This window comes from Sphingobacterium sp. lm-10 (assembly GCF_023554555.1).
GTDB lineage: Bacteria > Bacteroidota > Bacteroidia > Sphingobacteriales > Sphingobacteriaceae > Sphingobacterium.
Window position 1 is genome coordinate 1591882 of sequence record NZ_JAMJWC010000001.1, and the last position, 23087, is coordinate 1614968.

A 23087-nucleotide genomic window follows, 5' to 3' on the forward strand; every position below is an offset into this window, starting at 1 on the left:
TTAACAAATCTGCAAAAAATTAGTTTGAGAAGGAATAGGTGATCGTGTTATTTTTTAAAAGCCTTCGCTGGGCGAATACAAAACTAAACTAATGCATCGTACAAAATCTCTACCGGATGGTACGCTCGCCGATGGGTACCATCGGCTACCTGATGTCGGCAGGAAGTACCGGCCGCCACAATCAGCGTCTCTGTATCCGCCTCTCGAACAGCAGGTAGCAAGACGAGTTCTGCGATTTTCATGGATACCTCGTAGTGCTCTTTCTCATATCCGAACGAACCCGCCATACCGCAACACCCAGATGGGATGAGCTCGATGTGATAGTTAGCAGGGAATGATACTATATTCGACGTGTGCTGCATTAGTTGAAATGCTTTTTGATAACAATGTCCATGAATTTTCAATCGCTTTTCATCCATGGTGAAAGCGGTTTTGGCAATATTACCCCGTGACATCTCCCGATCCAGAAACTCATCAATCGTCAGTGCGTGTTGTGCCGCATGCTGTGCTTGTAATTTCCAGCCTGCATCCGCAAGATCTAAGTACTCATCCCGAAAAGTCAATATGGCCGAGGGCTCAATGCCGATTAGCGGTATTTTTTCGGTGATCAGCGATGAAAGAGCTTGCACGTTATACTTAGCCAACTGCTTTGCCTCTTTTACAAAGCCTTTAGATAAGTAGGTGCGTCCGCTCTCTTTGTGATTTGGGATAATCACTTCGTAACCTAACTTTTCCAACAACAAAATAGCTTTCTTTCCAATCGCTACATCATTATAGTTTGTGAATTCGTCACAGAATAAATACACCTGGCGATCTGTAAATTGTGGTTTAGCCTTCTTCGCGTGCCATTGCTTGAGCGTCGTATTTCCGACAGTGGGCAAGGAGCGTTTTTCTGCGAAGCCTAACACACGCTTAACGCCTGACGACAACATTGGTGAGCGCACTACTGCATTGTATAAAGGGGCAACCATGGAAGCCAACTGCTGCGATTTTGTAAAATTGGCAACTACTCTCGAACGAAAAGAAGGCCCAAATTGATCATAATATTGCTGTAGAAATTCAGCCTTCATCTTGGCCATATCTACCTGGGATGGGCACTCTGTCTTACAGGCTTTGCAGCTTAGGCACAGATCCATCACCTCCTTGATTTCCTGATGGGCAAAGCGATTTTTCTGCGCAGAAGAGGTTAAAAACTGGCGGAGGATATTGGCTCGTGCTCTTGTCGTGTCTTTTTCGTCGCGGGTCGCCATAAAGGATGGACACATCGTACCACCGCTTACCTCTGTCTTCCGGCAATCGCCCGAGCCAGAACATTTCTCCGCCAGCCGAAGAATTCCTTCTTGTTTTGTGAAATCAAAATAGGTAGTCACTTGTTCCTGCGGATTGCCGACTTCATAACGAAGCGCGGTATCCATCGGTGGGGTATCTACAATTTTCTGGCTATTGAAAATGCCAGATGGATCAAAGATATACTTCACTTGCTGCAGCAAAGCATATACTTCCTTACCGAGTACTTTACCAATAAATTCACCTCGCAAACGGCCGTCGCCATGCTCGCCACTCAGAGATCCATTGTATTTTAAAACTAAGTCGGTGGTCTTTTCTAATATATCTCGGAATTGCTTGACACCTTGTGAAGATTTAAGGTTCAAAAAAGGTTCGATATGCAGTTCACCAGCACCGGCATGCGCATAATAGGAAGCTTGAACACCTTCCTCGGCCAACAAGGCTTGCACATCCGACACATAAGCCGGCAAATCTTCTGGTGCCACAGCACAATCCTCTATCAAATTCACGGGCTGTGCATCACCAGGAAGATTACGGATTAGTCCCAAACCTGCTTTGCGGACATCCCACACCAGCTGAGACTGATCGCCTATTACTAAAGGATAGGCGTACCCTAAGTTTTGTGTTTGTAAATCTAACTTCAACGCTTCTGCCTGAGCAAACACCCCTTCTACTGTATCTGCACGAAACTCGACAATAAGCAACGCCGCTGGATCTCCCGAGATGAAAAATCGATTATGCTGATAGGTAGGGTGCCCTACCGTAAAATCCAGGATATACTTATCAATCAATTCAGAAGCCTGCGGTGCGTGTTGCAAAGCGACCACGTTTCCATGCATACACGATATCATATCTGTAAAATGCACACAAAGCACACCCACCTGTGCTGGCGGCAACGACATGAGTTTTAATTTTGCTTCGAGCATAATGCCCAATGTACCTTCGGAGCCCGCTAGCAATTGACAGAGATCGAAAGGTCGATCTTCTTCGGCCAACAAATCCAGTGCGTAGCCGGTATTACGCCTTGTCAATGTTTTCTTTGGATATCCTTTAGCGATCGCTGTTCGGTTAACTTTGTTTTTTAGCAGATCGTTTAACTTTCGGTAAATCTCTCCTTCCCGCGTGTTCAAACTCAGCTTTTCGAGCAATTGCGTTGGCAGCAAAGCGGCCATCTCCATGCGCGATCCATCGTCCAATAGCAGAACTGCCGATAGCAAATTTTGACGCGTATCTCCCCAAACGATGGAGTGCAGCCCCGAGGAGTTATTACCGACCATCCCTCCTATCATAGCACGACTTGCGGTGGATGTCTCCGGGCCAAACATCAAACCGAATGGCTTCAAAAAAGCATTCAGATCATCGCGTATCACTCCGGGTTGTACACGCACCCATCCCTCTTCTTCATTTAATTCCAAAATATCCGTAAAGCAACGCGACATATCCAACACGATTCCGTTGCCGACAACCTGTCCGGCCAAAGAAGTGCCGGCAGTACGCGGAATCAGCGTGACACGATGTATCTGGGCAAATTCAATTAGTTTTTGAATATCGGATTCATCTTCCGGAATAGCTACCGCCAAAGGCAACTCTTGATAGATCGAAGCATCGGTGGCATAGGCCATGCACATAGTTTGATGCGCGGGGATGTCTCTATCGAAAAAAAGTGCTCCTTGCAAAATATCTGAAAGTTGCCCTAATACGTCCTTGTTCATAAAACTTTTTACAATGGAATATGGATGAATGGTGTAGCAAACATAAATAAAACGATTGTGATTCTATCTATAATGATCGTTTTGATGAGCTCAAAATCAACACTATGACAATACGAATATTGTTCTAAATAAAATCACCTACACAGGATTATGTTCTATATAAAAAACTTAACATGAATATTATTCATAATTTACATAAAAACAACGAATAATATTCATATCATTTCTTACTTTTGTGCCGCAATGGAAAAAATTGAATACAATCTGGATCAGGTAGACTTGCATATACTTCGGATAATGCAGCAAAATGCTCGGACAAACAATGCTGATATTGCACGTGAGTTGGGCATGGCACCCTCGGCTATATTAGAGCGTGTCAAGAAATTAGAACATAAAAATGTTATTCTGGAATACCATGCGCACATCAACCCAGATGCCTTGGATCAAAAGATGTTGTCTTTCATCTTTATCAAATCGCACGACAACATTGGGGACCAGCGGGTAGGTCTTTTGTTGGCGGAGATTCCCGAAGTATTAGAGGTTCACGACATTGCCGGAGATGATGGGTATTTAATTAAAGTGCGCACCAGCGATTCGGGAGGACTGGTTGATCTCATGCGTAATTCCCTTAGTCAGATTGACGGAATTGTATCTACACGCACCACCATTGTGTTAGAAACAGTAAAGGAAAGCCATAAACTGGTTATTCCATAGTGTACATATTTTAGATTTTTTATCATGGTTAAACAACTGCAATCACCAATTGCGCTTATCGTATTCGCATATCTGGTCGTATATATTGTATGGGGATCTACCTTTTTCTTTATTGAAAAGGCGTTGCATGTTTTCCCGCCATTCGTAATTGGTTCTATACGCTTCTTGATAGCCGGAGCATTACTGATGGGATATTGTAAAATAAAAGGCTACCGACTTTTTGAGCGTACCGCTGTTAAGCAGGCTATGTTCGTAGGCTTCTTATTGCTATTTTTAGATATGGCTGCCGTAATCTGGTCTGAGCAATATATCTCTAGCGGTATTGTCTCTATTATATCGGCTGCTACGGTTATTTGGTTTATCGTATTGGATAAACCACGTTGGAAAGAAAATTTTACAAGTCCAACGACTGTAATCGGTCTGGTAATGGGCTTCATCGGTGTATTTATGCTTTTTGCAGAGCAAATCTTCAAAGGCAGCGACGATGAACACGATCAATCTATGATTCTCATCGCCATGATTGTGATGACCATGGGTACCATTGCTTGGACCATCGGCTCTCTATATAGTAAATACAGTAGAAAACCTACTGATTATGATGATGAGAGCGAAGATAATAAATCACGCAAGCCAAAAGATTTGCATGTAAGCGTAAAAACTGCTTGGCAAATGCTGACCGCAGGTGTCGTCTTTACCGTCGTAGGGGCTACAAACGGCGATTATGCGCGTTTCGATGCGGCTAGTGTGCCTTTGGAGTATTGGGGTACGATCGTGTACTTAATTATTATGGGATCGATCTTGGCATTTAGTTCTTATATCTGGTTGTTACAGGTAAGGCCCGCCACAGAGGTGAGCACGCATGCGTATGTAAACCCTATCGTTGCTCTCCTACTAGCTCATTTTTTTACAGATCATATCGTTACCGGACTACAGATCCTAGGCTTAAGTATTGTACTGAGTAGTGTACTATTGATGAACTGGAGAATGTATTCCGATAGCAAGCTGATTCACAATTTTAAAAGAAAACGCCGTATCAAGAAGCTACGCAATATGGCTCCGAAAGCGAGTATCCCACGCATTGTAGAGATTGCAGAATTCGCAGAAAGCAACAAAAAAGAAAACGTTAAAAATATTTAACATATCAGCTTGCAACATTCCGTTCTATCCTCGCGTCTTGAAGTTATGAAAGTAAGCGTATAAATCGGCAAAATGATATATTAAGAAGTCCGTGAGATTTTTACCGGTGAATCTCGCCAACTGACCGAATATAGCACTACGCTAGTCGAATAGCCATTTCGACCCAGCCATTTGTACACTACTTTTGAAGAAACATTAAAACATAACTTCAAAACGATATGAAAAAGATATTCATCACCCTCACCGTAGCAATCTTGGTTAGTCTAAGTATGAACTCCTTTGCTGCAACACTGGTAAATCCTTTAAAGAATTACAACACGAATCGTATCGTCGCTACGTATGTAGAGATGATCTCCGCTGGAAACTATGAGTGGAGCGAACACTTGCTCGCTAAAGATTTCGAGTATGTCAACGATTTAAACCGTACAAAGAACAATCGGTCTGAATACCTGAAATTCCTTAAAAAGAACAAAGGTCTGAAGTATGATTGCGTATCCCGATATGAAATTTTAGATGAAGTAGGCAATACCAGTATTGCTAAAGCAACGATGGACTTCGGCCACTTCACCCGTGTAGACTACATCACATTAAGCCGAATTGATAATGGCTGGCAGGTGAGTAAAGTCGTGACCACTTACCCTTAGAAACTGGGTATTTTGTTTCAGTGTGTGTAAGCCTACATTTTTATGTAGGCTTTTTTTGTGCGTTATGCCATTAATTAAACCTTCCGGCCTTCTATTGGTCTGTTATTTGAGTATTCATTTATTATGAGAAAGATCTTAATTACCCTACTTGTTGTACTTCTTTTAGGTTTTGCCGGATGGATGATCTGGAAAAGATTTAGTCCGGTAGACAATGTGGAATCCCGACATCAAATATTGGTAGAGCGTATTGAAGCAATGGGCAAATTGGAATTAGTGAAGTACCGGCTAAGTGATGTGGTAGAACATAAAAACATCAGCGCATATCTGCCAGATGCCTCTGTATTGCTAATCGTGAAAGCGGATGCAGTGGGTTGTGTAAACTTAGCCAATATCACTCCCGATGACATTGAAGTAATCGGGGACTCCGTTACGATACAATTGCCAATACCTGAGATTTGCTATGTACGCATAGACCATGATAATTCACGTGTGTACGATACCAAAATGGCTTTCTTCCGCGAGGCACAACTGGTTGATGCAGCATATAAGGCAGCCGAGACACAGATCACGAAAGAAGTAAGGCAATCAGACATTCTTGAGCAAACTAAGTCGAATGCGATCCATGTATTCAGGCCATTATTGCAGGGATTGGGTTATTCGAAGATAAACTTATCATTTGCTCGCTAAATAAAATAGACAGCACAACAAGAGAATCGAATTGTTAAAGAAATGTTAACGATGACTATTCTCACAACATTCCATTTGTAAGGGCGTTTTAGTAGTATAATTTCATAATTTAGGTTAATAATTGGTTTGGTAAAGTCCTGAAACTCCCCGTTTCAGGACTTTTTTTTATTATATGTCTTTTTAAGCTTCTTTTAGTAGTAATAACGATGTGTGATAATTATAAAATTCACAATTTAAAGTTCGTTGTATATCATATCACATTCTTTTTTATACCGTATCATTCCTAATAATTGTATTATCTCGTTGAGATAGTTAGTTCTGATCATATACAATTTATGATCAGTGAAAGCCTTTAATAGGCATAAAATTATTACACACAATTTTTATTTTTTTATTGGGAATAACGAAGGTCATGTGCTAGTTTTGCCGAGTGAAAAAGCTTTTTCTATACTTTTTTCTTGTTTTGGTAGCTGGGGAGTCTTTCATGCTCTGCCAGCTTAGCAAGTTACCTGCACTGTATAGTCATTTTGCATCTCATCAGGACATCAACCCCAATGTCTGTTTCTCGGATTTCTTATCCATGCATTACTGGGGAGAGGATCTTCCAGATGATGACGACAAAGAAGATATGAAATTGCCATTCAAGCAATTTGATCTGAATGCTTTTTCCTTTGTATTCGTTTCCCACTGTCATGTTGCAGTAGCTATCCCTACAGTGCACCTCGTGCCAGACGTTTTTGGCCTGATGCCGCCCAATAATTACATACCGTCGTATAGCACTTCGTGTTTCCGCCCTCCACAAGCATAATTTCATTTAATCTTATTGTGGCCTAACACTTTTTAGGCTGAGCAAATGCACCTACTCAACGTGATTTATTCGTTGGGCATTTGTGCTATTTCAACATCCGAAATGAAATTTTTATGCTTAACTATATCATACAGTTTTCAGTAAAAAACAAACTGGCAATTGGGCTTTTCATGTCCATATGGGTCATCTATGGTGTATACCAACTGACTCAATTACCGATAGATGCGGTACCAGACATCACCAATAATCAGGTACAGGTAATCACAACGGCTCCATCTCTGGGGGCAGAAGATGTGGAACGCCTGATCACCTTTCCCATAGAACTGGCAGTAAGTAATATTCCTCATATCAAAGAAAGCCGAAGTATTTCCAGGTTTGGATTATCACTTATTACCATCGTGTTCGAAGATAAAACCGATATATATTGGGCCAGGCAGCAGGTCACAGAACGCTTATCTCAGGTGGAGATGAACGAGAATGCAAACCTTCCGTCCCTTGCGCCAGTTTCCACCGGTCTGGGTGAGATCTATCAATATGTATTGAAGCCCGAGAAGGGATACAAGGATCAATACACGTTGGCCGACCTTCGAACGATCCAAGATTGGACGGTTCGTCGTCAACTGCTAAGCACCCCTGGAGTGGCAGACGTGGCAACCTTCGGAGGCGAGTTAAAACAGTACGAAGTGGCCGTTAATCCGAGCAGGTTGAAGGCGCTCAACATTTCGATAAGTGAAGTTTTCGCCGCGCTGGAACGCAACAATCAGAATACAGGTGGAGCCTACATTGAAAAAGGTCCCAGCGTACTATATATTCGAAGTGTGGGATTGACCAAATCTATTGAAGACATCGGCAAGGTTGTGATCAAAGATAATGGCTCAGTTCCTATTCTCATCCGTCATGTAGCAGAGGTCAAATTAGGGTCGGCAATAAAATACGGAGCGCTGACCATGGCCGGAGAAGGAGAAGTATGCGGTGGTATTGTGATGATGCTCAAGGGTGGAAATTCTTCCGACGTAATCAAGACGGTAAAGCAAAAGGTCTTCGAAATACAGCAAACTTTACCAGAAGGCATCAAAATAGAACCATTTTTGGACAGAACCAAGATGGTAGACAATGCCATTAGCACAGTCCAAACAAATTTATTGGAGGGCGCTTTGATCGTGGTATTGGTACTCGTGCTGTTTCTGGGCAATTTCAGGGCTGGGGTCATTGTCGCTTCGGTCATTCCACTTTCCCTACTCTTCGCCATTACCATGATGAATATCTTTGGTGTTAGTGGAAATCTGATGAGCCTAGGTGCCTTAGACTTCGGGTTGATTGTGGATGGTGCTGTGATTATTGTCGAAGCCATTCTTCATCATCTGCACTTTTCAAAAAAATACATAGGCGTCGATAGATTATCGCAAAGTGAATTAAATGAAGAAGTATCCACATCTGCCTCCAGGATGATGAATGCTGCAGTTTTTGGACAAATCATTATTTTAATTGTCTACCTGCCTATTTTATCACTCAGTGGTATTGAGGGTAAGATGTTTAAGCCGATGGCGCAAACGGTAGCCTTCGCAATCTTGGGTGCCTTTATTTTATCGCTTACCTATGTTCCGATGATTAGCTCGGTATTGATCAGCAAAAAAATAAATCACCAACCCAATCTTTCGGATCGTATTATGATTCGTGTAGAAGAGGCGTACGAAAACGCATTGCGTAAGATACTAAAAGTCAAAAAATTAGTCGTACTGGTTACGTTGGCTCTTTTCGGCACGACCGTATTTGTCTTTTCAAAGATGGGTGGTGAATTTATCCCCCAGTTAGAAGAAGGAGATTTCGCAGTAGAAACCCGACTATTGGTAGGTAGCAACCTGTCTACCACAATTCATGCGATTGATAAGATATCGAACGCACTAAAAAATAACTTTCCAGAGGTAGAAAAGGTGGTCGCCAGGATCGGCAGTGCAGAAATCCCGACCGATCCCATGCCCATCGAAGGTGGTGACGTGATCATCGTACTCAAACCCAAATCGGAATGGATCAATGCACGCACATTTTCGGAGCTGGCTGGTAAAATGTCGGAGACGGTGCAGCAAGTGATGCCTGGTGTGACTACGGGATTCCAGTTTCCGGTACAGATGAGGTTCAACGAGCTGATGACGGGTGCAAAACAGGACGTCGTTTGCAAAATATTTGGAGAGGATCTCGACAAATTGGCGTTGTACGCACAAAAACTCGGCTCTATTGCCAAAACAGTGAATGGAACAACCGACTGGTATGTAGAGTCTGTGACTGGGATGCCACAGATTGTAATAGATTACAACCGTGACGAGATTGCCAAGTACGGGCTCGATATCGATAATATTAATCGCACGGTAAATGCCGCATTTGCAGGTGCTGCCGCAGGAAAGATTTATGAAGGGGAGAAAAGTTTTGATCTGGTGGTGAGAGTTGGTGATGCTGGCCGTAAAAATATAGATGACGTACGTAATCTGCAGATAGCAACACCCACAGGAATTCAATTACCGCTTTACCAGGTGGCGAATGTGGAGGAAGTGGAGGGACCAAATCAAATACAACGCGAAAATGCGCATCGCAGGATTATTGTCGGTTTCAATGTACGGGGACGGGATGTGCAGTCTTTGGTAAAAGAACTGCAGCAAAAAGTAGATTCCGAATTACAAATGGATGCCGGCTATACCTTGAAGTATGGTGGCGCATTCGAAAACTTACAGCAGGCAAAAGAAAGGCTTAGCATAGCGGTTCCCGTCGCATTGCTATTGATATTTGGCATGCTTTATTTTGCCTTCTCCTCTTTAAAAGACGGAGCGTTAATTTATACCGCGATACCACTTTCGGCAATAGGTGGTGTTTTTGCGCTTGCCGCACGAGATATGCCCTTCAGTATTTCTGCAGGTGTTGGCTTTATAGCGCTATTCGGGGTTGCGGTGCTAAACGGCATTGTGTTGCTCTCCGAATTTAACCGGCTAAAAAAAGAGGGCAATCATGCAAACGCATTGGATCTTGTGCTTACTGGAACCAGAAATAGGCTGCGCCCGGTGCTGATGACGGCTGCCGTAGCATCCCTAGGTTTTCTGCCGATGGCTATCAGCTCCGGCGCGGGGGCTGAGGTGCAACGACCGTTGGCCACTGTGGTGATAGGAGGTTTAATTTCGGCAACTTTTCTAACGCTATTTGTATTGCCCTCCCTTTATCTCCTGTTCAACAAAGCTATCTTGAAGCCTATCGCGAGCGCAACCGCTACGCTGATGATCACGTTTGCATTTTGTACAGCAACAGCTAGGGCACAGCAGATCTCTCATAACGCACCAATATCCTTGGAATCCGCACTTATGATTGCAAATGAGAATAATTTGCAGTTAAAAAGTGTCCGATCCGATGAGCAATCTTCGCGAAAGCTGATCAACACGAGTTTCGACCCTACAAAGGCACAGATCTCTGGAGATTATGGACAGCTTAATACGGCCTACACCGATAACAGGATCGGAATAACACAAACACTTAGTTTTCCAGTAGTATATGCCAACCAGAAAAAAGTATTGATTTCAGAATATCAAGCTGCGCAGGAGCTTACGAAATGGAATTGGCAGGAAATTCGCACAAACATACGCAGCCTATTTTATCAATATGTCTCCTTGATAGAACGAGAGAAACTATTATTAAAAGCAGATAGTATCTACCGACTCTTTGAAGAAAGATCTGTTACTAGGTTTAATTCTGGTGCATCGAACATTCTGGAAATGACGGCCGCGCAAGTGCAGAGGCAACAGATCGAAAATCAGCTGAAGATCTTGAGAAAAGACATCCATGTGGTGTTGAACAATTTTAACTATTGGCTACAGGATACAATTTCGTACGTGCCTGAGTACACCAATCCAACATACCTCCCCACTCGAAAAACATGGCTGGTGAATACAGACTCGATAGTAGATCTGCCCGAAATTAAAAGGGCAAACCTATTGGCTGAGACCGAGGAAGATCGCTGGAAACTGGAACGGTCACGTATGCTGCCGGAGATCACGATCGGTTACAATACGCAGACATTCCAGGGCACGCAGAATATCCGTGGAATGGACGTGACCTATGACCTATCCAAAAGATTCAGCTCTGTCGCGGCCGGAATCAGTATGCCCATATTTTGGGGAGCGCAAAAGGCCAGGACTCAAGCTGCTAAAGAATCCTGGAATAGCAGCCTGCTACGAGCCAAACAGCAAACACTCCGGGTGCGCAACGATCGGAATAATATGGAGGAGGAATTGGAGCAATCTAGAGAAATATTGTCCTATTACGAACAAATTGGTTTAAAACAGGCCAACCTAATCTTTGAAACGGCAGATAAGAAGTTTGACGCTGGGGACATTGACTACATACAGTGGGTGATTCTGGTGAACCAGGCCATCACGTTACAAAATGAGTACATCAATGCTTTAAATAATACCAATCAGGCAAAAATTCAGTTAAGCAAATTATATAATGAATAAGATATTACTAATGACCATGTGTATCGTAGGCATGGTCAGCGCATCATGCAATAGCGCCACCGAGAAAGACAAAGAAAAAAAGCAGAATAATCAGACAGATTCCACCAATGTAAATGAATTGATCATTTTAACTGATGCACAGATCGAGAATGTAGGGATCGAAATCGGCAACCCCTCTTTAGAAAATATTAGTGGCGTCATATCCCTTCATGGTTCGATCGTTTCGGCTCCAGAAAATAACGTCAGTCTAAGTTTTCCGGTGGGCGGGTACATCAGGTCTACCCATGTGTTACTTGGAAAACCCGTGCGTCGCGGACAAATCCTCGCAACAATAGAGGACCTGAGCATCATCCAGTTGCAGCAGGATTACCTGTCGGCCAAGTCGAATAAGACGCTGGCGGAAAGGGAACTAAATAGGCAACAGGAACTAAATGCTAGTAAAGCTACCAGTGAGCGAGCCTTTGAACAAGCGCAAAATGCGCTTGAAAAGGAAAACATACTTGTCAGCGCCTTGGCCGAAAAATTGCAACTTATCGGGATAGATCATAATACACTAAGTGCTTCCACGATTAAGAGGGAAGCGGTAGTAAGAGCGCCTATAAATGGCTTTATCTCCAAAATAAACGTTAGCATCGGTAAATATACGGCACCTACAGATGTGTTATTTGAAATTATTGATCCTTTAAATATCTATCTTTCGCTAAAGGTGTTTGAGAAAGACCTTGACAAGATTAAAATCGGTCAGAAAATTTCAGCATCTACGCCCACGGATGGCGAGCTTAAATATGAAGCCAGAATAGTATCTATCAGCAGAAACTTCGATGTGGATAGGATGGCAGAAATTCTATGTAAATTTAATACTACAGACGCTTCCTTAATCCCAGGAATGTTTATGAGTAGTGAAGTAAGTATTCAAGACGTCGAATCTATTGTAGTTCCCGAAGATGCCATAGTAAGATGGCAGAATAAACACTATATTTTCCTAGAACAGTCTAAGGGAAAGTTTAATAGGATTGAAGTAAGGATTGGCGTTCAGAGGGATCATAAACAGCAAATTATCAATAGTAATATAACTGAAAATTCAAATGTCGTTATTAAAAATGCGTTTGCTTTATTGATGAAATCTGAAAATTCTGAAATGTAGCTATCTAGGTCTTTTAGGGTGCTTATACATTATTAAAAGATAAGTGCCCTAAATATTTCCATCTTTTTTAATCACTAAGACACCATAATCAAGTCGAAATTTACCTCAATTATGCTTACAAGTACTAATAACGTACGTTTCTTTGTATTCCTCTAGAAATAATTATTCTTGATCTATTTGACTTGATTTCTCATCCGTTTGGCAACATCAGTTAAAGGCTGCTACAAATAAGCAGGAATATTATTATTGAAAGGCATAAATTAAATTTCCGTACTACTTAGCGGATGATTTTTTTGCCTGCTGGTAGAGATCCAGTACAAATTCCAATTGCTGTTCTTGTGTCAGTTGTGAGTTATCCAATATAATAGCATCTTCGGCCTGTCTCAACGGACTTTCTTCTCGTGTACTATCAATATGATCACGATGGGCCAGATTTTCTACCACTTCTTCCATCGTAAGCTGCTCGCCCTTAGCTGCAAGCTCCGCAAAGCGACGTTCTGCACGGATGTACGGATCAGCGGTCATAAACACCTTTAAATCAGCCTTCGGAAACACGGTAGTACCGATATCCCGACCATCCATCACGATATTACGTTTGGCGCCCAACTTTTGTTGCTGCGCGACCATAGCCGTGCGCACTTGTTTCAAAGCACTCACCTCACTCACTAAAGAGGACACCTCCATCGTACGAATGGCATCCGATACATCTTCGCCATTCAACAAAATCTGGGTTTGTTGATTATTAGGAACAAAATCGATGTGGATATCTTCAATTGCAGATGCCACGCCTCCTTCATCCTCCATGTCCACACCCTGTTGTATAAAATACAAGGTAACAGCGCGATACATCGCTCCACTATCTACGAAAACAAAGTTTAATTGCTTAGCCAAAGCTTTCGCGACAGTACTTTTCCCACAAGATGAAAAACCATCAATAGCAATTACAAAGTTGGTCTTCGCCATTAGCTCTGTCCTCCTATCATCACAGCAGGTTTTCCGATAAAGGGTGCCTTAATTAGATTTTCGTCTACGATGCTTTCCGGTAGGAAGATATATTTTTTGTCGTACATGACGCCGTTTTCGTAGTAACTAACCCAGTATTCATTAGTAAGACCAAACACTTCGGTATCGATCGCTTCGATCTTCACCGCCGTTTTTGCTGAGACATCGCCCAAGAAGTGGCGTAAGGTCGTAGTCTTTACGTCTCTATTATCCTTAATCCCGTATCCTTTAGATGATACCAAGACATTTTGCACATCGGCCTGCTTTTCATTGATCAGATATACATTCCATACCTTACCGTGCGGCGAATCGCTTTCTAATACAACCGCCACATCGATACCCACGACACTATTTTCCGGCAGATCCTTTTTCATGATTAGGATTTCTTTTTAGTGGTTGTCTTTTTTGCAGTTGTCGCTTTTTTCTTGGGTGCCTTAGCGGTCGTTTTAGTAGCAGCTTTTGTCGCTACGGCACCTTTTTTAGGTTTCGGAGCTGTTTCCGCCCATTTCAGCACATCTGCATAGGTTATATTCTCTACTTCAGTACCTTTAGGTATTTTAATATTTTGCTTACCCATCCGAATGAATGGACCCCAACGGCCATTTTCGATCTGGGCATCTGGATTTTCATCGAATACACGAATTACTTTCTCACGGTCTTTCTGGCGTTTCTCCTCAATAATGGCAATCGCTTCTTGCTCCGTCACGTCCAATGGATCTACTCCTTTAGGTAGAGAATAGAATGCGCTGTCGTGGCGAATGTATGGACCAAATCTACCGATCGCTACCGACATGTCTTTCTCTTCATAAAGACCGACTTTCTTCGGCAATTTGAACAGTTCAAGGGCATCTTCCAGCGTAATTGTTTCAATCATCTGACCCTTCCTTAAAGAAGCGAAACGCGGTTTCTCTTCATCATCGGGAGATCCGATCTGTACTAATGGACCAAACTTGCCGACACGTACACTGATCGGCTTTCCAGAGGCAGGATCCACTCCCAACTCGCGCTCACTGTTGGCACGGTCTGCGTTTTCCAACGTATCTTGCACTTCGGTATGGAAAGGTCCGTAGAAATCCTGTAACATATCTGTCCATTCTTTTGCTCCATGAGCAATCTCATCAAACTCCTTTTCTACCTTAGCGGTGAAGTGATAATCCACAATTCCTTTAAAATGCTGGATCAAGAAATCATTGACCAACATACCGATATCCGTTGGAAACATTTTATTACGCTCCGCGCCGGTAATCTCTGTTTTTGTTTCTTGCTGTACTTCTTTGTTTACTACGGTTAATACATCGAACTGTCGTTCGCGGCCCTCTCGTTCTTCTTTTACGACGTAACCGCGATTCTGAATAGTAGAAATCGTTGGCGCATAAGTGGATGGTCTACCGATACCCAATTCTTCTAATTTTTTCACCAGAGATGCCTCTGTAAAGCGTGCTGGCGGTCTTGAAAAGCGTTCCGTAGCAGATAAGTCATTTAATTGCAATGCTTGACCCTTCGCCAATGGTGGCAACAAGGCATTATCGCTATCATTATCCAATCCGCTTTCTTGATCCTCGTCCATAGATTCCATATATACTTTTAGGAATCCATCAAATTGCATAATCTCTCCATTAGCTACAAATTCTTCAGCACGTGTCGAGATATGAATTTTAGCTACCGTTTTTTCAAACGCTGCTTCGCTCATCTGGGAAGCGATGGCGCGTTTCCAGATGAGCTCATATAAACGGCGCTCGGAAGCATCCGCATCCACAGAGTGGTGTGCAAAATAAGTAGGACGAATCGCTTCGTGAGCCTCTTGTGCTCCGGCGGATTTCGTTCTATATTGACGTTGTTTGTGATATTGATCACCATAGGCTTTAACAATCTCCGCACGAGCACTTTCGATAGCCGTGTCTGACAAGTTCACGGAGTCGGTACGCATATACGTGATATGTCCTGCCTCGTATAGTCGCTGCGCCACTTGCATGGTCCGCGCTACAGAAAAACCTAATTTTCTACTGGCCTCCTGTTGCAAGGTAGAAGTAGTAAAAGGAGCGGATGGACTACGCTTAGAAGGTTTCTTTTCCAGTGAATTGATTTCAAATGATGCTGCTATGCAATCTTTTAAGAAATCATGCGCTTCCTGCTTTTTGTCAAAACGCTGTGGTAATTCGGCTTTAAATAATTCTCGTGCGTTGCCGGTAGAAAAGACGGCTGTAACTTTAAATGAAGCCGTTGCTTCGAACTTGTTGATATCGCGTTCACGCTCTACAATCAGACGTACGGCGACAGATTGCACTCGCCCTGCGGATAAGGAAGGTTTTACTTTACGCCATAAAACAGGCGACAATTCAAAACCTACCAGACGATCTAACACGCGGCGCGCCTGTTGGGCATTCACTAGATTATAGTCAATCTTTCGTGGCGCTTCTATTGCTTTTAATATGGCAGGCTTGGTGATCTCGTGAAACACGATGCGTTTGGTATTGTCATCCTTTAGACCCAAAGTCTCAAAAAGGTGCCAAGAAATAGCTTCTCCCTCGCGGTCCTCATCGGACGCTAGCCAAACGGTCTCTGCTTGCTTTGCCAGTTTTTTTAATTCGCTGACAACGGCTTTCTTATCGGAGGGAACTTCGTATCGTTGTTCAAACTTATTGGCGGTATCGATAGCATCATCGGTTTTTACTAAATCCCGGATGTGTCCATAGCTAGATTTTACCAGGAAATCTTTACCTAAATAACCTTCAATCGTCTTAGCCTTTGCAGGGGACTCTACTATCAATAAATTCTTCGCCATTAATGCCTCTTTAGATTCTTGCAAAGAAAACGTTTTTAGAACGCATTGCCAATATAATTAGGGAATTTTGTCGGAAAAGTTAATAATAAGGACAAAACTTGACAACTAATCATCAATTACCAAGCTCGATCGCGCAACTAGTTCTTGCTATTACGTCATTTTATAGCACAATGACACGACTGTCTTAGAATAATTAGTTAAGTGTAGAAGAGATTGAAAAAAATTCACTGCCTGTTTGTAAATATTAATAAAAAATTAACACGACGTATTACGACTTTTTTTTACATTTGCCCGGCATGGAAACGCGTATTAGTCGGCTGTTGACCCTCGTAGGGTTGTGGATGATCACCATATTATCGGTGTCGGGCCAGACTGCGCCAGATAGACTTCGCACGATAACTCCTGCACGTTTACAATCCGAACTAATTTCAGCCTCGTCTACCAACGGCGCTGTAACACCCGCTTCACGCCATCATTTATTTTCCACTAGCTCTTCTTCACATCACGCGCTAGATCAAGCGCTTGAACAAATAGAAGAAATATCTGTCAAAAAAGACGAATCGGCACCGCAACCCGATCGCTTAGCACAGCAGGGCTTTCACCCAAGGTGGTACTATAGCAACCCTACTGCAGCAATAACTTGTTTACCAAGTTATACGAAACACATTGCCAATCAATTGGCTGTTCGTACCGAACGGTACATCCTATTCCAAGACTTCCGAATTTAACATTCTTACCGGCTCCTTTCTGGAGATCTGCTGCCCTGCATGGATTGCAGTCAGCTATTTTGTGGTGTACGGCCTACGTACAGCTGCTGCTTTTGTGCGCTTTCGCAACACCACACCTCCCCCTAGTTAATCTTATTAAATCAATCCGTGATTAAAATCATCATATCTCTAATATGAAAATAAACATCTTTCTGTATAGCATCTTATCGCTATGCATGGCGACATCTTGCCAGCAGCACCAAACCCATACCAAAGAAGAAGGCCACTATACAGCCACATCCCCGCTGGTACAAGACACGACTATTACCAAACAATACGTCAGTCAGATCCGATCCATACGCCATATAGAAATCCGCTCTCAAGAGCGTGGATACCTGGAAAAGATTTTTGTGGACGAGGGCCAATACGTGCACAAAGGACAGCTACTGTTCCAAATCATGCCCAACGTATATAATGCAGAATTTCATAAAACCGAAGCAGAGTTGGAAACCACACGCATAGAAGTACTCAATGCACAAACCCTGTTCGACAAAAATGTCGTTTCTGCCAATGAACTGGCTTTAGCCAAGGCAAAATACAAGCGTGCCGAGGCAGAGATGGAACTCGCCAAAACGCACCTGCAATTTACGCGTATCACCGCTCCATACGACGGTTTTGTAGATCACTTGAACCTTCGCTTAGGAAGTCTGGTCGATGAGGGCGATCTACTGACCAGCCTATCAGACAACAGCCAAATGTGGGTGTATTTCAATGTACCGGAAGCCGAGTACCTGAATTATAAAAGCAACGCCAGCGAACACAACCTTGATCAGGTGCAGCTTTTTCTAGCCAATCAAAAAGTGTTTGAAAACTCTGGTAAAGTGGAAACAATTGAAGCTGACTTCAATAACGAAACGGGAAACATTGCCTTTAGAGCTACATTTCCCAATCCAAAAAACATCCTGAGAAACGGACAAACGGGCACTATCTTGATGGCAGTACCTATACCACATGCCGTGATCATCCCGCAAAAGGCCAGCTTCGAGATCATGGACAAACGGTATGTATATGTGATCAATGCAGATAATCAGGTGAAGCTTACCCCTATCCAAATAAAAGCGGAAATGCCAGATTTATTTATCGTCGGATCCGGACTGACTGGAAAGGAAAAAATCCTGCTGGACGGTATCCGTAAAGTGCAGGATGGGGATAAAGTGGTCGTCGACTATGAAGATCCTCGCGTCGCGTTCAGCAAACTAACGTTGGCCAGCGAGTAAATAATTAGGTGCATCTTAAAGTATTGTAAGACATGTTTGAAAAATTTATAAAACGGCCGGTGCTTGCCATCGTCCTCTCTATAGTGATTGTGTTCCTCGGTCTCTTGGCTATCGGCACACTTCCCATTTCCCAATTTCCTGATATTGCCCCGCCGGTGGTGGTGGTGAATATTGCCTATCCAGGTGCTAGTGCCAACGTATTGACCGAATCGGTATTGATCCCCATGGAAAAATCCATCAACGGCGCACCCGGCATGAAATACATGACCTCGGACGCCACCAGTGCCGGTGAAGCAACGATCATGGTATATTTCGATCTGGGAACGGATCCTAGTCAGGCGATGGTCAATGTCAAAACGCGTATTGAGCAGGTCACAAACCGCCTCCCAGAGCTGGTACAGCGTGAAGGCTTAGTCGTGAGCTACACCTCGCCCAACATGCTGATGTATGTAAACGTATACAGTAAGGATCCGAATGCCGATCAGAAATTTTTGTACAATTTTGCGAACGTCAATGTAATCCCAGAAATCGCCCGTCTGAATGGGGTGGGTAGTGCCAAAATTCTGGGAAGCCGTATTTACGCCATGCGCATATGGCTTAATCCAGACCGCATGCGTGCCTATAATATCTCTACCGATGAAGTGATGGAAGCAATGAGCCAACAGAGCATCATCGGAACACCCGGTCGCCTCGGGCAAAGTACGGGCAAACGTTCCCAATCCTTGGAATATGTGCTCACGTATAAAGGTCGGTACAATAAGACGGATCAATACGAAAACATCATTATCCGATCCAATCCGGAAGGCGAAAGCCTCAAGTTGAAAGATATTGGAACAGTGGAATTAGGTAGTGAATTTTATGATATTTACTCCAACCTCGATGGGTTGCCTTCTGCATCCATTACCCTAAAGCAAAATTACGGCAGCAATGCCAACGAGGTCATCAAGGAAGTAAAAAGTAAGCTGGAAGAGATCAAAGCGTCTTCCTTCCCCCCTGGGATGGATTACAAAATCACGTATGATGTATCCAATTTTTTGAATGCATCTATTGATAAAGTGGTGCACACGCTGGGCGAAGCTTTCGTCTTAGTAGCGCTCGTGGTGTACCTGTTCTTAGGCGATTGGCGCTCTACCTTAATCCCAATTATTGCTGTCCCTGTTTCCTTGATCGGTGCATTTATGTTTATGCAAGCATTTGGACTCACCATCAATCTCATTACGCTATTTGCACTGGTGCTAGCGATCGGTGTGGTGGTGGATGATGCCATTGTGGTAGTGGAGGCCGTGCATGCGAAGATGCACGAAAAACACCTCCGTCCCTATCCAGCAGTAGTAGAAGTCATCAAGGAGATCAGTGGAGCAGTCATCGCAATTACCTTATTAATGACTGCTGTATTTGTGCCGGTCGCATTTATGACTGGGCCAGTCGGTGTATTCTTTCGTCAGTTTGCCATCACCATGGCCTGTTCGATCGTAATTTCGGGCTTCGTAGCGTTGACGCTCACCCCGGTGCTATGTGCTATGCTCTTAAAGCCACATCAAGGCAAGAAAGTCAAGCTCAATATCATCGAGAAATTTCTAGCGGTATTCAACAAGAAATTCGATCGGCTAAATGTACGCTATGCTCTATTTTTAAAGCAGATTGTCAACCGTCGTGTCATCACCTTTTCCCTATTGGCCGCATTTGCTGTCGGTATTTTTGGTATCTCGAGAACGCTTCCTTCTGGTTTCATTCCCAATGAAGATCAAGGGATGATTTACGCGGTTGTACAAACTCCTCCGGGATCTACACTGGAACGAACGAATGACCTGGCTAGACAATTACAAAAGGCAGCCGAACATGTGGATGGTGTTGCATCCGTGACCGCATTAGCAGGATATGAAATTCTGACGGAAGGCCGTGGCTCTAATGCGGGCACCTGTCTGATTGAGCTCAAAGATTGGTCGGAACGCACACACAGCGTACCTGAGATCATCGAACAGCTGGAAGAGCACACCAAGAATATTGCAGGCGCTAATATTGAGTTTTTTGGCCCACCAGCGGTGCCGGGTTATGGTGCGGCAGGCGGCTTTTCTCTTCGCCTCTTAGATAAGACCAATTCGGACGATTACAAAGAGCTAGAGCAGGTAAATAATGATTTTATGGCCGCATTGGGCAAACGAAAAGAATTGACCGGCTTGTTTACCTTCTTTTCTGCCAACTACCCTCAATACGAATTGGAGATCGACAATGAAGCCGCCATGCAAAAAGGGGTAAATATCGAAAACGCGATGAACAACCTATCGATTTTGATTGGTAGTACTTACGAACAAGGATTTATCCGCTTTGGTACGTTTTACAAAGTATATGTGCAAGCTTCACCGGAGTACCGTGCTTTACCTGATGATATCATGAAGCTGTATGTAAAGAATAACAGAGATGAAATGGTGCCCTACTCTTCGTTTATGACGATGCATAAAACGCAAGGGCTAAATGAGATTACGCGGTATAATATGTATCCTTCATCGGCTATTAAAGGCGAACCTGCAGCAGGATATAGTACTGGAGAAGCCATTCAGGCGATTAATGAAGTGGCAGCGCAAACCTTGCCACGAGGATATGATATTGGTTGGGAAGGATTAACGAAAGATGAAGCCGCACGCGGCAATGAAGCCATCTATATTTTTGTCGTGGTACTTGGATTCGTGTATTTGGTACTGGCAGCCCAATACGAAAGTTTTATTATTCCTTTATCGGTGATCTTTTCTTTACCGGCCGGGATATTTGGTACTTTTTTATTACTGAAAGTGATGGGCTTAGCCAATGATATTTATGCGCAGGTGGGTTTAGTCATGCTCGTGGGGTTGCTAGGTAAGAATGCGGTATTGATTGTCGAGTTTGCGATGCAAAAGCATGCGGAAGGTCTGTCGATCTACCGTGCCGCTGTTATGGGCGCACGCGTGCGTTTTCGTCCCATCTTGATGACTTCGTTTGCTTTTATCGCTGGCATGATTCCGATGGTGATGGCGCATGGGCCGGGTGCCATCGGAAACCGCACCATCGGTGCAGCCGCCGCAGGTGGAATGCTCCTAGGTACTGTATTCGGCGTAATCATTGTTCCAGGGCTCTATTTCGTCTTCGGAACGATTGCCAACAAACGGAAACTTATCAAAGACGAGGAAGAAATGCCTTTGCTCGAAAAAATTGAAAACTAATGAAAAGAACAACCTTATTATATAGCGTCGTACTGGCAGCATCGGCTTTCGCAAGCAGCTGCAGCACGCCAAAGATTATCGAAAAACACGCGTCCACGGCAGATTTACCGATGGCCTATACGCGGGCCGACTCCACGCAGAATATCGCAGATTTGCACTGGAATAAGTATTTCAACGATCCGCATCTCGTACAAATCATAGACACCGCGCTGCAACATAACCAAGAACTCAATATTATGCTACAAGAAATTGCGATCTCTGGAAATGAGGTATTGGCACGCAAAGGAGAATACATGCCTTTTGTAGGGGTGCGAGGTGGAGCGGGCGTAGAAAAGCGTAGCGCCAACACGCCTTTAGGTGCATTGGAACGAGAAGTGGAAATCAGAAATGGAAAGGAAAATCCAGATCCTATGCCCGATTTTGGCGCGGCATTATTTGCCAATTGGGAGATTGATGTATGGCACAAACTACATAATGCGAGCAAGGCAGCACAGTTGCGCTTCCTGTCTACAGTAGAAGGCAAGAATTTTATGATTACGAATCTTGTAGCAGAGATTGCCAATAGTTATTACGAGTTGCTCGCCTTAGATCAGCAACGCATCATCTTGCAACAGAATATTACGTTGCAAGAGAATGCTTTGGCAACCGCCAAAGTGCAGAAGCTGGCCACGCGAGTGACAGAATTGGCGGTAAAAAAGTTCGAAGCTGAATTACTGAAAACCCAGAGTTTACAATTTGAAATAGATCAGCGACTGCTCGAAACTGAGAACAAGCTCAACTACCTTGCCGGGCGTTTTCCGCAACATATTGAAAGAACAACCGCCGAGTTTGATGAAAACACCTTATCGGCCTTGGATGCTGGGCTGCCGGCTCAGCTGCTGGAAAATCGCCCCGATGTACGGCAGGCAGAACTCAGCATGGCTGCCGCCGATTTGGATGTGAAGGTGGCAAAAGCAAGATTCTACCCATCATTAAGCATATCTGCCCACATTGGATACCAGGCTTTCAACCCAGCATATCTGTTGAAAACGCCTCAATCCTTAGTGTATTCGCTCGCGGGAGATCTAATGGCTCCACTGGTAAACAAGAAGGCGATTCAGGCAGATTATCTCACCGCAAATGCCAAACAGATTCAATCGGTATTTGAATACGAACAAACGGTGTTGAACGCCTATGTGGAAGTGGCCAATCAGCTATCTAAATACCACAATGCGGTGGCTGGCACTCGGTACAAAAATCGGCAGGTAAATGTGCTCAATGAATCTATACAGATTGCAAATGACCTGTTTAGCGCAGCACACGCAGATTATATGGAGGTATTGACCACGCAGCGAGATGTACTCGAATCAAAATTTGAATTAATAGAATCGCAGAAATCCCAATACAATGCCTTAGTAGATCTGTATCGATCGCTCGGTGGGGGTTGGCAATAAATTAAACAGGGCAATCCGGTATGCGAGACGGGAACGTCTTTGCGAGAAGGAGGAACGACGACGAAGCAA

15 protein-coding genes are annotated in these 23087 nt (G+C 43.6%); 11 read left to right on the forward strand and 4 right to left on the reverse strand.

Annotated elements, in window-relative coordinates; translation table 11 throughout:
- Positions 1–83 precede the first annotated feature (83 nt).
- A complete protein-coding gene (locus tag M8998_RS06365) occupies positions 84–2999 on the reverse strand; it encodes an FAD-binding and (Fe-S)-binding domain-containing protein (RefSeq protein WP_249991471.1) in 2916 nt (971 codons plus the stop codon).
- Positions 3000–3242: 243 nt separating this feature from the next.
- Between M8998_RS06365 and M8998_RS06370 the strand changes: the two genes are divergently transcribed.
- The 7 genes from M8998_RS06370 (at position 3243) to M8998_RS06400 (ending at position 12623) form a co-directional block, all read left to right on the forward strand.
- On the forward strand, positions 3243–3713 hold the full coding sequence (locus tag M8998_RS06370; protein WP_249991473.1) for an Lrp/AsnC family transcriptional regulator: 471 nt from the start codon (positions 3243–3245) through the stop codon (positions 3711–3713).
- A gap of 24 nt (positions 3714–3737) precedes the next feature.
- On the forward strand, positions 3738–4850 hold the full coding sequence (locus M8998_RS06375; RefSeq protein WP_249991475.1) for an EamA family transporter: 1113 nt from the start codon (positions 3738–3740) through the stop codon (positions 4848–4850).
- 218 nt (positions 4851–5068) lie between these two features.
- A complete protein-coding gene (locus M8998_RS06380) occupies positions 5069–5494 on the forward strand; it encodes a nuclear transport factor 2 family protein (RefSeq protein WP_249991477.1) in 426 nt (141 codons plus the stop codon).
- A 123-nt stretch (positions 5495–5617) separates the two neighbouring features.
- A complete protein-coding gene (locus M8998_RS06385) occupies positions 5618–6181 on the forward strand; it encodes a DUF4230 domain-containing protein (RefSeq protein WP_249991479.1) in 564 nt (187 codons plus the stop codon).
- 430 nt (positions 6182–6611) lie between these two features.
- Positions 6612–6989: a hypothetical protein gene (locus tag M8998_RS06390; RefSeq protein WP_249991481.1), complete on the forward strand. Its 378-nt coding sequence runs from the start codon at positions 6612–6614 to the stop codon at positions 6987–6989.
- Positions 6990–7102: 113 nt separating this feature from the next.
- The gene (locus tag M8998_RS06395) at positions 7103–11479 is read left to right on the forward strand and encodes a CusA/CzcA family heavy metal efflux RND transporter (RefSeq protein ID WP_249991483.1); all 4377 of its coding nucleotides are present in this window, start codon (positions 7103–7105) and stop codon (positions 11477–11479) included.
- Positions 11472–12623 carry an efflux RND transporter periplasmic adaptor subunit gene (locus M8998_RS06400; RefSeq protein WP_249991485.1) on the forward strand — a complete coding sequence of 384 codons (1152 nt, stop codon included), beginning with the start codon at positions 11472–11474 and terminating at the stop codon, positions 12621–12623. The genes M8998_RS06395 and M8998_RS06400 overlap by 8 nt, the downstream gene beginning before the upstream one ends.
- Positions 12624–12896: 273 nt before the next feature.
- Here M8998_RS06400 and cmk read toward each other — a convergent pair whose 3' ends face one another.
- From cmk to topA, 3 genes are read right to left on the reverse strand one after another with little or no spacing between them, the layout of a single operon-like run.
- A complete protein-coding gene (gene cmk / locus M8998_RS06405) occupies positions 12897–13586 on the reverse strand; it encodes a (d)CMP kinase (protein ID WP_249991487.1) in 690 nt (229 codons plus the stop codon).
- The gene (locus tag M8998_RS06410; protein ID WP_249991489.1) at positions 13586–13999 is read right to left on the reverse strand and encodes a hypothetical protein; all 414 of its coding nucleotides are present in this window, start codon (positions 13997–13999) and stop codon (positions 13586–13588) included. The genes cmk and M8998_RS06410 overlap by 1 nt, the downstream gene beginning before the upstream one ends.
- A 2-nt stretch (positions 14000–14001) precedes the next feature.
- Entirely contained in the window at positions 14002–16407 is a 2406-nt protein-coding gene (gene topA / locus M8998_RS06415; protein ID WP_249991490.1) for a type I DNA topoisomerase, read from the reverse strand.
- Between the two features lie 296 nt (positions 16408–16703).
- Here topA and M8998_RS06420 point away from each other — a divergent pair, with 296 nt between their 5' ends.
- The 4 genes from M8998_RS06420 to M8998_RS06435 all read left to right on the forward strand — a co-directional run bounded on the left by M8998_RS06420 (position 16704) and on the right by M8998_RS06435 (position 23018).
- Positions 16704–17135 (forward strand): hypothetical protein, encoded by a 432-nt coding sequence (locus M8998_RS06420; RefSeq protein WP_249991491.1) that lies wholly within the window; start codon positions 16704–16706, stop codon positions 17133–17135.
- A 173-nt stretch (positions 17136–17308) separates the two neighbouring features.
- Positions 17309–18391 carry an efflux RND transporter periplasmic adaptor subunit gene (locus tag M8998_RS06425; protein WP_249991493.1) on the forward strand — a complete coding sequence of 361 codons (1083 nt, stop codon included), beginning with the start codon at positions 17309–17311 and terminating at the stop codon, positions 18389–18391.
- Positions 18392–18423: 32 nt separating this feature from the next.
- A complete protein-coding gene (locus M8998_RS06430) occupies positions 18424–21585 on the forward strand; it encodes an efflux RND transporter permease subunit (protein ID WP_249991495.1) in 3162 nt (1053 codons plus the stop codon).
- The gene (locus M8998_RS06435) at positions 21585–23018 is read left to right on the forward strand and encodes a TolC family protein (protein WP_249991503.1); all 1434 of its coding nucleotides are present in this window, start codon (positions 21585–21587) and stop codon (positions 23016–23018) included. The genes M8998_RS06430 and M8998_RS06435 overlap by 1 nt, the downstream gene beginning before the upstream one ends.
- Positions 23019–23087: the final 69 nt, after the last annotated feature.

Bases quoted from the DNA above. Each gene is read 5' to 3' on its own strand.
- M8998_RS06375 (WP_249991475.1), top strand. From the start codon at position 3,738: ATGGTTAAACAACTGCAATCACCAATTGCGCTTATCGTATTCGCATAT.
- M8998_RS06365 (WP_249991471.1), bottom strand. From the start codon at position 2,999: ATGAACAAGGACGTATTAGGGCAACTTTCAGATATTTTGCAAGGAGCA.
- M8998_RS06395 (WP_249991483.1), top strand. From the start codon at position 7,103: ATGCTTAACTATATCATACAGTTTTCAGTAAAAAACAAACTGGCAATT.
- M8998_RS06420 (WP_249991491.1), top strand. From the start codon at position 16,704: ATGGAAACGCGTATTAGTCGGCTGTTGACCCTCGTAGGGTTGTGGATG.
- M8998_RS06385 (WP_249991479.1), top strand. From the start codon at position 5,618: ATGAGAAAGATCTTAATTACCCTACTTGTTGTACTTCTTTTAGGTTTT.
- topA (WP_249991490.1), bottom strand. From the start codon at position 16,407: ATGGCGAAGAATTTATTGATAGTAGAGTCCCCTGCAAAGGCTAAGACG.
- M8998_RS06370 (WP_249991473.1), top strand. From the start codon at position 3,243: ATGGAAAAAATTGAATACAATCTGGATCAGGTAGACTTGCATATACTT.
- M8998_RS06410 (WP_249991489.1), bottom strand. From the start codon at position 13,999: ATGAAAAAGGATCTGCCGGAAAATAGTGTCGTGGGTATCGATGTGGCG.
- M8998_RS06425 (WP_249991493.1), top strand. From the start codon at position 17,309: ATGAAAATAAACATCTTTCTGTATAGCATCTTATCGCTATGCATGGCG.
- M8998_RS06400 (WP_249991485.1), top strand. From the start codon at position 11,472: ATGAATAAGATATTACTAATGACCATGTGTATCGTAGGCATGGTCAGC.
- M8998_RS06380 (WP_249991477.1), top strand. From the start codon at position 5,069: ATGAAAAAGATATTCATCACCCTCACCGTAGCAATCTTGGTTAGTCTA.
- M8998_RS06435 (WP_249991503.1), top strand. From the start codon at position 21,585: ATGAAAAGAACAACCTTATTATATAGCGTCGTACTGGCAGCATCGGCT.
- M8998_RS06430 (WP_249991495.1), top strand. From the start codon at position 18,424: ATGTTTGAAAAATTTATAAAACGGCCGGTGCTTGCCATCGTCCTCTCT.
- cmk (WP_249991487.1), bottom strand. From the start codon at position 13,586: ATGGCGAAGACCAACTTTGTAATTGCTATTGATGGTTTTTCATCTTGT.